Here is a 12670-nt window from a genome sequence, read left to right as displayed (position 1 = left end):
CAGAGCTGCATCGCAGCTCTGTTGGTTTTAGGTCGGCACGCAACCGTCGTGTTCGGGTATCGCCGCCGGAAACGCCGGACGGCTACGCTACCGCCCTTGGCTCACAGACGCCAATCTCTGGTGGTCGCTCGGGTATTGCCGCCGGACGGCGACACGCTCAGGCCGTTCATCCGCAGGGCCGCAAGGTTTGCCACTGAAACCGTTCACCGACGCAACGCAGGAAGCCATGCCGTCGCAGAAGACAGCGTGATGCTTTCAATCGCTAAAAGCGGGTGGGAACGGCCAAACTTTCGGGGGATAACATAACGTATAGCGGCCCGAAAGAGCAGCCTTGGGGCGCTCTTTCAGATTATTACTCAGGGTGGTAAGGGGAGCGACTGACGCGCCATCGCGAAAAGTCATGGCTATGGGGTGACGGCGCTGCGCCGGGTGATAACGGCTTGTACGGCCAACCTACGCCTTCACAAACCACATGGACGCATTGCCGAGTTCAACTTCGCTCGTACGGCCCCGCCGCCACCGACTCGCGCTCGATCAGGCTGGCCGGGAAGCTGGGGCGCTTGCTGAGCTCGCCGCCGTCCAGCATCGACAGCAGGCGGTTGATGGTCTCCTGGATCATCTCGGTGACCGGCATCTTCATGCTCGACAGCGACGGCACGGTATAGGGCGCCAGCGGGATGTCGTCGAAGCCGATGACCGATACCGCCTCCGGCACCGCCACGCCGCGCTCCGCCAGCCGCTTCATCGCGCCGATGGCCATTTCGTCGTTGCCGGCGACGATGGCGCTGAACGGCTGCCCGCCGGCCAGCAGCGCATCGACCGCCGCCACGCCGCTTTGCGCGTTCCATTTTCCTTCGACGATCAACGCCTCGTTAACCGCAATGCCCTGCTGCGCCAGCGCGGATTTGTAGCCGGAAAGCCGCTCCAGCCCGGTGGGGGAATCGAGCGAACCGGTGATAAAGGCGATGTCGCGATGGCCGCGCGCGATCAGGTGCGCCACCGCCGCCGCGCCGGCGGCGTGCTGATCGCTGAAGATGCAGTAGCTGTCGTTCAGCCGCAGCCGCCGGTTGATCACCAGAATCGGCTGGCGGTGTTGGGAGACGATCTCGTCCATTTCCGCGATCGACAGAAAACGCGGATAGATGATCACCCCGTCGCAGCGCAGATCCAGCAAAAACTGAATGGCGGCCCGCTCCTCTTCGGCGGTGTGCTTGCCGTCCGCCAGGATCAGTTGACGGCCGTTCGCCTCCATGATGCGCGCCGACTGCGCCATCAGTTCGCTGAAATAGTTGCCGCTGTAGAGGGTGTTGGTGACCACCAGGCCGAGGGTTTGGGTGGTGTTGGTCGCCAGGCTGCGCGCCAGCAGGTTGGGCCGATAGCCGGTTTCCGCGATGGCTTTATCCACCAATGCGCGTTTCTCCTCGCTGACATAGCCGCTGCCGGACAAAACGCGCGACACCGTCGCCTTTGAAACGCCGGCCTTTTTCGCCACCTCGAGTATCGTTGCCATCTGTGCGCCGCCAAAATCCATGGGTTCAGCGCAGTCTACCCAAGACGCCCGGCGTTTGGAACGCTTTCGCGCCCCTGCGCGTCGGTGCGCACTTACCTCTGACGATCCAGATCACGAAAACGAAACGCCAAAAATCATAGTTCTTGCCAACCACAAAACACCAATACATGATTTTGTGAAACCGGTTTCTTGTGGGCGTTTCATACGGATGGAACGACGGATCGCCCAGGCAGTAAATATTCGCCTTTGGGCTATCCGAATTGCTATCTGAGAGACGACACGCCATGCCGAAGAACTACGCAGAGATCTCGCACGCCATCGTGGCCGCCCTGGGCGGCACGGGCAATATCGAGGCCGTGACCCACTGCATGACCCGCCTGAGATTCGTGGTGAAAGACAAAGCGCGGATCGACACGCCGGCGCTGAAGGCCATCAACGGCGTGCTGGGCGTGGTGCACAGCGGCGAGCAGTGCCAGGTGATCATCGGCAACGAGGTGGCCAAAGCCTATCAGGCGGTGCTGGCGCTCGGCATGCCAGGCGCGGCGGCCCCCGCCGCCCCGGTAAAACGCAAGCTCACCCTGAAGGGCATCGGCGCCGGCATTCTCGACGCGCTGGTGGGCACCATGTCGCCCCTGATCCCCGCCATCATCGGCGGCTCGATGGTGAAGCTGTTGGCGATGATCCTGGACATGGCCGGGGTATTCGAGAAAGGCTCCTCGACCCTCGTCATCCTCAACGTGATCGGCGACGGCGCGTTCTTCTTCCTGCCGGTGATGGTCGCCGCCTCGGCGGCGCTGAAGTTCAAAACCAACATGTCTTTGGCGATCGCCATCGCCGGGGTGCTGGTGCATCCCAACTTTATCGATCTGATGGCCAAGGCGGCGCAGGGCCAGGCGGTGGAATTCGCCTTCATCCCGGTGACGGCGGTGAAATACACCTACACGGTGATCCCGGCGCTGGTGATGACCTGGATCCTGTCGCACATCGAACGCGGGGTGGATCGCATCACCCCGGCGGTGACCAAGAACTTCCTCAAGCCGATGCTGATCGTACTGATCGCCGCGCCGATCGCCATTCTGCTTATCGGGCCGCTCGGCATCTGGATAGGCAGCGGCATCTCTGCGCTGGTGTACACCGTGCACGGCTACCTGGGCTGGCTTTCCGTGGCCATCATGGGGGCGATCTGGCCGCTGCTGGTGATCACCGGCATGCACCGGGTGTTCACCCCGACCATCATCCAGACCATCGCCGAGACCGGCAAAGAGGGCATGGTGATGCCTTCGGAGATCGGCGCCAACCTGTCGCTGGGCGGCGCTTCGCTGGCGGTGGCGCTGAAAACCAAGAACCGCGAGCTGCGCCAGACCGCGCTGGCCGCCGCCGCCTCCGCCATCGTGGCGGGGATTTCCGAACCGGCGCTGTACGGCGTGGCGGTGCGCCTGAAACGGCCGCTGATCGCCAGCCTGATCAGCGGCTTCGTCTGCGGCGCGGTCGCCGGCATCGGCGGGTTGGCCAGCCATTCGATGGCCTCGCCCGGGCTGTTCACCAGCGTGCAGTTCTTCGATCCGGCCAACCCGATGAGCATCGTGTGGGTGGTGGCGGTGATGGCGCTCTCGGTGGTGCTGTCGTTCGCGCTCACGCTGATGCTGGGCTTCGAGGATCTGCCGGAAAACGCCGCCGCGCCCGGCCAAACCGCACCGGCGGCGAACGCCGCCAGCGCAACGCATTAACGTATATTTATACCCTAAATAGTTGGAGCGGCATCAAGGCGGCAAGAGAGCGAATCCCGATGAGCTTACACAAGTAAGTGATTCGGGTGAGTGAACGCAGCCAACACGGATGCAGCTTCAAGTATGACGGGTATTGAGGATTGCATGTCTGACTCAACATTCCCTAAAGGATTTTTATGGGGCGGCGCTTTAGCCGCCAACCAGGCTGAAGGCGGCTATCGCGAGGGCGGCAAAGGGCTGACCACCGTCGATATGCTCCCGCACGGCGCCAACCGCATGGCGGTCAAACTCGGGCTGGAGAAGCGCTTTAGCCTGCGCGACGACGAGTTTTACCCCAGCCACGACGCCATCGATTTCTATCACCGCTACCGCGACGACATCGCGCTGATGGCGGAGATGGGCTTTACCGTGTTCCGCACCTCCATCGCCTGGAGCCGGATTTACCCCAACGGCGACGAGCTGACGCCCAACCCCGAAGGCATCGCCTTCTACCGCAGCCTGTTCGAAGAGTGCCGCCAATACGGCATCGAGCCGCTGGTCACCCTGTGCCATTTCGACGTGCCGATGCACCTGGTGACCGAATACGGCTCCTGGCGCAGCCGCAGGATGGTGGAGTTTTTCACCCGCTACGCCCGCACCTGCTTCGAAGCCTTCGACGGGCTGGTGAAATACTGGCTCACCTTCAACGAGATCAACATCCTGCTGCACAGCCCGTTCTCCGGCGCGGGGCTGGTGTTTGAAGCGGACGAAAACCCTGAACAGGTGAAATACCAGGCCGCGCACCACGAACTGGTGGCCAGCGCGCTGGCGACGCGCATCGCCCATGAAGTGAACCCCGCCAACCAGGTGGGCTGCATGCTGGCCGGCGGCAACTTCTACCCGTGGTCCAGCAAGCCGGAAGACGTGTGGGCCGCGCTGGAGAAAGACCGCGAGAACCTGTTCTTTATCGACGTGCAGGCGCGCGGCGCTTACCCCTCCTACGCCGCCCGCGTCTTCCGCGAGAAAGGCGTGAGCATCGCCATGGCGCCGGAAGACGCCGACATCCTGAAGCACACCGTCGACTTCGTCTCCTTCAGCTACTACGCCTCGCGCTGCGCCTCCGCCGACATGAACGACAACAACAGCAGCGCCGCCAACGTGGTGAAATCGCTGGCGAACCCGCACCTGCCGCGCAGCGACTGGGGCTGGGGCATCGATCCGCTGGGGCTGCGCATCACCATGAACATGATGTACGACCGCTACCAAAAGCCGCTGTTCCTGGTGGAAAACGGCCTGGGCGCACACGACGAGTTCAATGCAGCAGGCGAGATTGAGGACGACTACCGCATCAGCTACCTGCGCGAACACATCCGCGCCATGGCCGACGCCATCGCCGACGGCGTGCCGGTGCTGGGTTACACCACCTGGGGCTGCATCGACCTGGTGGCCGCCTCAACCGGCGAAATGAGCAAGCGCTACGGCTTTGTCTACGTCGACCGCGACGACCAGGGCAACGGCACCCTCGCCCGCACCCGCAAGAAATCGTTCTGGTGGTATAAGAAAGTGATCGCCAGCAATGGGGGGGATTTGGGGTAGGTTTGGGCGGTGGGGTTGGGGGGCTTAAATTCGTTTAAGCTGCCCCAGCTTTTGCTCTGCTTTTCGTTGCAACATGGCAAAGAACGCTACCGCGGTAGTACCCCCAGCTCTCCGGCATAAATTCATCTGAAAAATGCTCCGCCATGCCTTCGTATATACGTCCTGCATAAGTAGCCTGAAACTCTTTAGCCTCCTCGAGGATAGCGCGGATGACTTGAGTGCCGTTTTGCTCCAGGAAGCCGTCAATCACACCCTCGGCCGTTTCGGCATCAGTAAACAAATCATAATCCTGACCGAAGTAAATACTGAATAAGCTACTGAGCTCGCTAAAGTGATTGTGAATCATGATGGTGCTCAAAGCGCTTTCACCGCAGCGCTTCTGGCCTGTTGCAGGAATGCGGGAACCGTGGTTCCCCATAGCTCCGGGCTGAAGGTAAAGCCGAAACGTTGGCTGAATAATGACTCCACATTATCCTGCGCCAGTAACTCATCTATCTCATTAACCAAAGCCTCGCGCTGCTGATGAGTCGCCAGACGAATGTACTCTGCGATCAGCGCAGTAATATCGCCCTCTGCATTTATCAGGTCATAATCTTGACCAAAATAAACGACGATCAGGTTCTCAAGTTCGCTGGTTTTCATCGGCTTATCTCGCAGGGAAAGCGCTAAGGATAAAGTAAGGTTTGCCATTATAGCGGGTAAATTCAATCACAACGCCAACCCGGTGACATTGATAGACGTCAGTACTGCCGCGTAATACCCCATAACCCACTGATTCTGTGAAATTGTGATACACACTCAAACGGCTGCCGGGAGACGCGTACTTTACCCAATTCACAATATCTGCGCGGTTTGCCTTTACCGTAACAGAAACATACTTTTCGGCCTCTTTTACCGACCTGAAGGTGCTTGCTGCAATCAGTTTCGGGCGCCTGGCTAGCCTGGCAATAAGCGCTTCCGGAGTTATGTTTATATGCCGAGCCAATGTGTGCCCGCCCGGATATTTACCGCTAACGGACTCATGCTCAACCAGCTTAACCCGCCCCATACGCACGGATGCGACTCTGGCAGCGCCAACCGCTCCGGCAAAGACAAAAGGCACGGCAATATCGACCGTTAAACCAACGTTATAGGCCGTTTCCCGATCGGCACCCAATGTTTGCGCCAATAAAACGGCAGACTGATAAGTATCGGTAGTTGTTGGATGCCCGGTAATCATCTGATTGGAAGCGGCCTTGATGCTGTCCAGGCTATGCGTTCCCACCACCACACACCCAACTTTGGTGATAAACGTCGGATCCGGCGCATAGCACAACACCCCTGCCCCCATCAGCTCAACGACACCACCGGCAAGCCCCAAACCGCCAAGCAGACGGTTACTGAGCGTTTCGCCTTCAGTGACGCTTTCATCAGACAGCACCGCCGCAAGCTGCACCGGCGACAGGGCAATGCGCAACTCATCTTCATTCGCCATGTTCGTTCATCCGTGAATGAGCAAAGCCGTATGATTAACATAAGCTCTAGAAAGGATAAATACTGGAACGGTTAATATTTCGTAGCGCGAATAGAGGATTACTGAGCATAACATTCATTTAGAGAATGGAATGCCATGAATTATATTCACTATATATAGACAACATTACAAATATAAAAGAGCACCATAAATAACTGCGATCTGTATTCCAATGCTGAAAGCAAACAAACTGTAATTCCATACAGCTTATTTTTTCCTTTTACTGATAACGCTATAGTTTTTTCGCTGCGGCAAAATCCGTAGCCGGAGTTAGCGTTCCGAATCCCCCAACCCTGTTCGAATATGGTATAAATTCGAGCATGCCGATGCGCACCCAAACAATGGTGGCTCGGGCGGTGCTTCCTCCGGGAAGGCCGGTATCCGTTGGGGCCGGTACGCTAACGCCGTTCGAGCTACCACCCGAGTTTAGCGTCTCTTCTGGTAGCGGTATTTCTCACCCAATGGAAATAGCCGATATGGAAAACACTTACTTACCCAACGCTTCTGAAACCATCGCCAACACCCTTACCCTTTATCGCCAACTGTTTAACCACCTCGATCTCAGCGCTTTTAACCCCTCTGAACTTTTAGATCTGGCCGCCCTCTCTGCCGAGCAGGCGGAAGGTCTGTGCCACGGGCTGATGCTGTTCGGCCACTTGCTGCAAAAACACCCACAGCTGGATGCCGAAGGCTGGGAACAGTTGAATCGCTATCTCAACGCCACGGCGCATCTGGTTCCTGCGTTGTGTAATCTTTATGGGCAGGCGTTGCGGGAGATGGAAGCCTGCGGCTAACGTAAATGGCAATCAGGGCGATGCTCGTCGCCCTTCCCACCCACGATTTCCAATAGATCTGACTGACATATCACAACAAAAGCATTCATCAAGGTAGGCATTTCCTCCCCTACCTGGCATAGTTAACGCATTCGGTAAATCGATGAGTTAACTGCTGGGTATTGATGCATACTGCTCTCGTCAGCAAGCACATTGCTCAGAGCCAACTCGGCAATGTGAGGGAGTGGTTTTGGCAACTGCAATAGAGGCGTTATCTTCAAAAGAATCCGTTTTAAAAGCCATCGAAGAATATAAGAAACTTGGCCGAGATGAATTCTTAAAACAACATAAAATTAAGCGATTTAAAAAACACACCCTTCTTTATAATGGCGAGAAGTACGATATACGAGGCATTGCCGCTAGAGCATACAGTGAGCAGCATGGCTATCCGTTTAAGGGAATCAACACCGATAGCGGAACGGAAAAAGCCATCCAATTTCTCAAAGACCTCGGTTTTGAGATCGTCGAAACACCGCATCCTTTTGAGATACTGGAAAAAGACGAAGTTTATAAACGTAAATACCTCCACGACCTCTATGGAGGGCAAGAACAGGGCGGAATATCGACACCTAAAGAATTCCCCGTGATCTTCATTTTCACCGGCGAGACTGGCGAAACTCATGGGTACAAAGATGGATGGTCTAACAACGACCACTTCTCCTACACGGGAGAAGGCCAGAAAGGTAACATGCAGTTTACCAAAGGCAATAAAGATATCCGCGACCATAAAGAGAATGGTAAGGATATACTTTTATTTGAATATAACAAAAAACGTACGGGCGTGAAATTTGCTGGGCTATTTGAGTGTGATTCATGGAACTACGCTGAATGTAAAGATACCCAAGAAAACATGAGGCAAGGGATAATTTTCAATCTATTCCGTGTATCTTCTGCCCAAGATTCTGCTCATGAGATTATCTCATCAGAAGTAGGCCAGAAAGAGGAGAGTTTAGAACAGTTGCGCGCAAAGGCTATAAAGTCTTCAGAGATATCAGGCCAGCGCCAACAGAGCGACAGCAAAAAATCCTGGTTCAAACGCAGCGAAGACGTAAAAAAATACGTGCTCAAACGCGCCAATGGCATCTGCGAAGCCTGCGATCAGCCGGCACCATTCAAGAAAAGGAACGGCGAGCCCTACCTCGAACCCCACCACACCAAACGCTTAGCCGACGAAGGCCCCGATCACCCGCAGTGGGTGGGTGCTATTTGCCCTACTTGCCATCGGCGGATTCATAGCGGAGTGGATGGAAAAGAGGTGAACAAGGAGCTGATGGTGAAGTTGGAGTTGAAAGAGGCCGATTTCATATAGATTAGCTTTATAGAAAATAATTCTCCTATGTCGCTTACGTGAATATAGGAGGGTTATTTTTCATTAAAGAATCTATTTCTTTTCTTAAATATTACTTTTCCCTTGACAAAGACTAGACCTATAACACTTTGGGCAACCAGAGAAAAGATAGGAATAAAGAGTAAGAGGAATTTTTTCATAGTGGCAGTCCTGCGCTTCTGATTATGGGTTGAAATTTTGACAATGTACTTCTGTCTACTATCCCTGAGTAATTCCTACCGCATAAACCGATAAAATCGCTAACGCCAAACTTCTTGAGATAGAAATAGTCTGCAATTATCGATGCTTGCTGTTCCATACTATACTCACGCAACAGCAAACGATCGAACCGATATTGATCACAGCCCAACTGAGAAGCCCACGGGTACGCACCCACATGCCTCTTTGTTGCAGCCAAACATGTGCCATTTCGTGGATAAACAGGTGCTATGCCAAATGATGCACCGTAAAATCAGGTCGGTATAAAGCTCTGCGAAAGTACAACTCCCCATTCGGGCTCATCGCCGTGTACTGATTCTGCAACCCAAACAGCAGGTAGCTGTCGCAGTGAACCAACACGCTCTGATAGAAAATGGTGCTGCCAAACACCGAACGCGCCAGATTGACTTCGCCCGGCGTTAACGCCCGCGTGGTCCCTTCCTGTTGTGGCTCCATCCTGGAACTCCTTGATCCGAAAGAGTTCAATGAAACGCCATTTTAGCCTTTCAGGTCAATTAGATAGGCCTTAGGAAAGCATCAGGAAGATCTGGTTTTTACGGGGATGAGAAATGCGTCAATACAGAGTGAAAATAGGCAGGTAGTGATGGCGGGCAAATTCCAGACACAAAAAAACCACCTTTCGGTGGCTTCTTGTTCGCGCAGTACTTAATGGTGCGAAGGCCGGACTCAAATCAATAATCAATGCATTGAAAAATATAGAATTATTAAAAGATAATTAAGATCATGCCCCCTTTTGTGCCCCCAGTATAAATTTCGTGAAACGCTGGAAGATTAGACTATCGCTCTGACAACAGCATAAAATTCAACCATACAAAGAACTCGGTTAGGTTCCGTGTCACGAACCCAAACCCAAAATATTGTTACGCATAAATTTACCGTCGCCCTTTTCTGATCGCAGCATTCATTTCTTGGACTTACAGCCAAAAAAAAAGATTTATAGAAAAACTGTTCACCCTATACACCCTTTCATTTTATCCTTTTATTTCAATGCATTGATGGGTGTATGGCTGCCTTCTCAGTGTACACCCCTGTTCACCTATAGGGTGAACAGTCTAAATCGCAGGCACAAAAAAACCGGCCTGAGCCGGTTTGGGGAGCGCTTGTCGTTGTGATATTGGCCGTTCAGCGGCCGATAGGATGCCCTGGTGTTGCTGCGTGTGTTTGGATCACTGCCACTATAGGCGTCGCGGCGATTGAGCGTCCAATGGGTTCGGCAGATCAATAATGGCCTATTGATCGGCCCGGCCGATCGACCCACTCATCGTCACACCGCCCCGCACTTCGGCAGCCAGTCCGCTTCACACTCCTCACTCAATATCAGGTTGGTTTGTATTCTCTACTTGGTGCGGCGTTTCAGCAGCGTATGCTCATACTTTTTCAACGTCTGCGGCACGGCCTGGCCGAACGCCGTCAGGTTCATCACGTGCTGATAGCCTCTTGCGGCCATAAACGACAGGTAGGCGTGGTACAGGTAGTGGCGCGGATTCGGCGGGGTGATGTTGGCATTACCGATCATCCCCCTTCCGGGGTGCCCAGCACCGTCAGGTAACCACAAAATCAATAAGCGGATCGGCATGCCGTTTGATTTCCAGGGTTTCTGCCGAGATCTGCTGCGCCTGGAGCAGTGCGCGGGCCTCGTTCGGGTTGGCAAAGCGTTGCATCAGGTGACGCACGATGACCGCCAGCTTTTCGGTGATCTTCGCTAGCAGCGGGTCACGCTCTTCAGAGGCGATAGCCTCTGGGAACGTCAGGATCACCCGGCGGCGCGAGATGCCGCCGCTGCGCTCGCTGAACTGCATCGGGTTGTTATTCACCGCCAGTATAACTGCAGGGATGTAGGCCGCGTAGGCGTCGCGGTATTTCGGATCGATGACGACCGCATCGCCGCCGGTGATGGCCTTGATACCCGCCTCGTCACCACTCCACTTTTCCTAGTCGGGCAGGATAATCAGCGAGTAACCGACGACCTAGGCACATTTGCGCGCCGACTCCAGTTTGTCGATAGTGGCGGCGGGGTTATTAACGGCACTGGCCAGCCACCGGGCGATAGTCGCCATCACGCTCATGCTGTTGATACCTACGACGTTAAGATTCTATCAACTCCTGTCACAGCGCGGCAGCCTCACAGGCCCAATAGTTGTGGTAGTAGGGATATATCAGGCACCATATGTTTAGTGCATAGCCCTTTTCCTACCAATGCACCGATTAATGCCAAAGTCTTATAGACAGGGCCTGACTGGTATCGTTTTTGTCGTAGTTGTTAATATTCAGAACTACGCTGACTATTTCAACAGTGGCGCGTTTGGTTGCTTTGCCTTCTATCAATCAGATATGGCGCGGTTCAATGTCTCCGACTGCTCGCAGTCGCATCGATCGTCAATCCGCATTTTCCCCATACAGCCAACTGTGGCACGTCTACCAGGAGGTCCCATAGCACTCTAAATCACTCTTGAGACAAATATTTCGAGGGAGGGTGGACGGATGATGAGCAAATTATTTTTATTAACCACCTTAACTCATGTTAGCCTGAAAATTAATAAGGTGGAGTGAATCTCTCTATAGCCTTAATTATTAATCAAGCATTGGATGTGGATTTTTAATCATGTTACTGTTAATAAAGATAATTCTAATGATGTTAGGAAAGATAGACATTTGCTGCCGTAGGCCCATTAAGCCCATTCACTCTTCTAAATTCCACTCGAATTCCAGGGGTGATTGTTTGAGTTTCACGTGATGATAATGCTGAAATGTGTACTCGTACGTCTTTTCTTCCATCAGAGGGAATAATTAATCCTTTACCTGTTTTATTATCAAATATTTTGATGATGCCTGTCATTTTTTGGAACAAAGAACAACCTTATAAGATGAAAACAGCCTTGAGTATACATTAAATGAATAAAAAATCCATCTCAATCTTACACATTCATCCTGGTCTTTTAGACGGCTAAAAATAAACATTGCTATCTCTTTAATAAGGGTGTAAGACTAAGTTATTAAAAATAAACCGCAGAAAATGTCGGTTTAAATGAGTCATATATTCAGCCCCTATAGCTAATGTTTTCAATCTACCTTTCTTTGATTAGTGCACTATTCTGACTTCTCACACCCAAGTAGGAATTTAATAATATGCATCACATTGAAATAGCTTTTGTGTTGAAGGCTATATCTTTTGTTTTTGGACGATTAATTCCCCACTAAATATTTTGTAACAAATACGCATCCATCAATAAGGTAACACCATGATAAAAGTCATTATTTTTTTAATTCTGCGCCATCTTGTATCACTGAGCTTCAGGACGGCGTAAAAACAATTTCACGCTCTTATCCGAATGGAGAGAGAGTACAATTACCTATAATGACGGCGGGATTAGCCTCTCGGACAGGTGACCACACAATTGTTCATGTCGCCTCTGATCGTGATTTAACATCCGACGAGATTTTTGCTGCTGCTGAAAAGTTGCTGTAAAACGTTCAAGGAAGTAAAAATCAGTAAAATACAATTTTTTCTTGCAACCTGACTTGATTGACATCGTATATTTTATAATTTCGGGCTAATGCTTAGCATAAGCATATGATAATTATGCACTATAATAAAAGCAAAACATTAACAGTACAAAAAACGACCATCAATGATATGATAAATCTCATTCATTGAAAGGTTAATCCATATGTCTTTTATCGATTACGCAATGAAGTACATCGGCGGCATATCTAGATCTGCTGTAATTTGCCCTGTTTGTGGATTCAAGTCATCTCAGGCGGTTAGCAAGCTTCGACTGAAACAAGCAATGCTTTGCCCTGAATGTAAAGCGCTATTTGTCAAGTCACGCTAAACTCTGATACATGGTGATGCTAAATTTTGTGAGTACACCTAAGACATATTCAAGCAGCTGTTAAATCCCGGATGGCTTACATCCATCCTGAGAGAACGCTTCTGAACTGATT

General features: G+C 52.6%; 11 protein-coding genes and 1 pseudogene. 5 read left to right on the top strand and 7 right to left on the bottom strand.

Annotated features, from left to right (window positions below; genetic code table 11):
- Positions 1-490 precede the first annotated feature (490 nt).
- Positions 491-1510 (bottom strand): LacI family DNA-binding transcriptional regulator, encoded by a 1020-nt coding sequence (locus ACJ8IP_RS15010; protein ID WP_139276893.1) that lies wholly within the window; start codon positions 1508-1510, stop codon positions 491-493.
- 284 nt (positions 1511-1794) lie between these two features.
- On the opposite strand from ACJ8IP_RS15010, the gene ascF reads away from it, so the two are divergent.
- Both ascF and ACJ8IP_RS15000 read left to right on the top strand, forming a co-directional pair.
- A complete protein-coding gene (gene ascF, locus ACJ8IP_RS15005; RefSeq protein WP_182073998.1) occupies positions 1795-3237 on the top strand; it encodes a PTS cellobiose/arbutin/salicin transporter subunit IIBC in 1443 nt (480 codons plus the stop codon).
- A gap of 144 nt (positions 3238-3381) precedes the next feature.
- A complete protein-coding gene (locus ACJ8IP_RS15000) occupies positions 3382-4812 on the top strand; it encodes a 6-phospho-beta-glucosidase (RefSeq protein WP_033651415.1) in 1431 nt (476 codons plus the stop codon).
- Positions 4813-4846: 34 nt separating this feature from the next.
- Here ACJ8IP_RS15000 and ACJ8IP_RS14995 read toward each other — a convergent pair whose 3' ends face one another.
- Genes ACJ8IP_RS14995 through ACJ8IP_RS14985 form a run of 3 tightly spaced genes read right to left on the bottom strand, consistent with a single transcriptional unit; the run spans position 4847 to position 6286 of the window.
- Positions 4847-5170, bottom strand: a complete 324-nt coding sequence (locus tag ACJ8IP_RS14995; RefSeq protein WP_223084944.1) for a contact-dependent growth inhibition system immunity protein — start codon at positions 5168-5170, stop codon at positions 4847-4849.
- Positions 5167-5454 (bottom strand): contact-dependent growth inhibition system immunity protein, encoded by a 288-nt coding sequence (locus ACJ8IP_RS14990; RefSeq protein ID WP_223084942.1) that lies wholly within the window; start codon positions 5452-5454, stop codon positions 5167-5169. Before ACJ8IP_RS14990 ends, ACJ8IP_RS14995 begins: the two co-directional genes overlap by 4 nt.
- Positions 5455-5458: 4 nt before the next feature.
- Complete coding sequence (locus ACJ8IP_RS14985) at positions 5459-6286, bottom strand: RNase A-like domain-containing protein (protein WP_223084940.1); 828 nt, start codon at positions 6284-6286, stop codon at positions 5459-5461.
- Between the two features lie 515 nt (positions 6287-6801).
- On the opposite strand from ACJ8IP_RS14985, the gene ACJ8IP_RS14980 reads away from it, so the two are divergent.
- Both ACJ8IP_RS14980 and ACJ8IP_RS14975 read left to right on the top strand, forming a co-directional pair.
- The gene (locus tag ACJ8IP_RS14980; protein ID WP_089192516.1) at positions 6802-7119 is read left to right on the top strand and encodes a hypothetical protein; all 318 of its coding nucleotides are present in this window, start codon (positions 6802-6804) and stop codon (positions 7117-7119) included.
- A 229-nt stretch (positions 7120-7348) separates the two neighbouring features.
- The gene (locus tag ACJ8IP_RS14975; RefSeq protein ID WP_206356666.1) at positions 7349-8467 is read left to right on the top strand and encodes an HNH endonuclease; all 1119 of its coding nucleotides are present in this window, start codon (positions 7349-7351) and stop codon (positions 8465-8467) included.
- 465 nt (positions 8468-8932) lie between these two features.
- Here ACJ8IP_RS14975 and ACJ8IP_RS14970 read toward each other — a convergent pair whose 3' ends face one another.
- From ACJ8IP_RS14970 to cspF, 3 genes and pseudogenes are all read right to left on the bottom strand, one after another.
- The gene (locus tag ACJ8IP_RS14970; RefSeq protein ID WP_241016028.1) at positions 8933-9160 is read right to left on the bottom strand and encodes a hypothetical protein; all 228 of its coding nucleotides are present in this window, start codon (positions 9158-9160) and stop codon (positions 8933-8935) included.
- A gap of 829 nt (positions 9161-9989) precedes the next feature.
- Positions 9990-10803 (bottom strand): annotated as a pseudogene (locus ACJ8IP_RS14965) (primase-like DNA-binding domain-containing protein); the annotation flags it as partial.
- Between the two features lie 557 nt (positions 10804-11360).
- Positions 11361-11573 carry a cold shock-like protein CspF gene (cspF, locus tag ACJ8IP_RS14960; RefSeq protein WP_072022372.1) on the bottom strand — a complete coding sequence of 71 codons (213 nt, stop codon included), beginning with the start codon at positions 11571-11573 and terminating at the stop codon, positions 11361-11363.
- 820 nt (positions 11574-12393) lie between these two features.
- Between cspF and ACJ8IP_RS14955 the strand changes: the two genes are divergently transcribed.
- A complete protein-coding gene (locus tag ACJ8IP_RS14955; protein WP_216606217.1) occupies positions 12394-12558 on the top strand; it encodes a YnfU family zinc-binding protein in 165 nt (54 codons plus the stop codon).
- Positions 12559-12670: the final 112 nt, after the last annotated feature.

The sequence above is a fragment of the Serratia sp. CY52157 genome, from assembly GCF_052168495.1.
Lineage (GTDB): Bacteria > Pseudomonadota > Gammaproteobacteria > Enterobacterales > Enterobacteriaceae > Serratia > Serratia ureilytica.
This window is presented reverse-complemented; position numbering and strand designations above follow the sequence as displayed.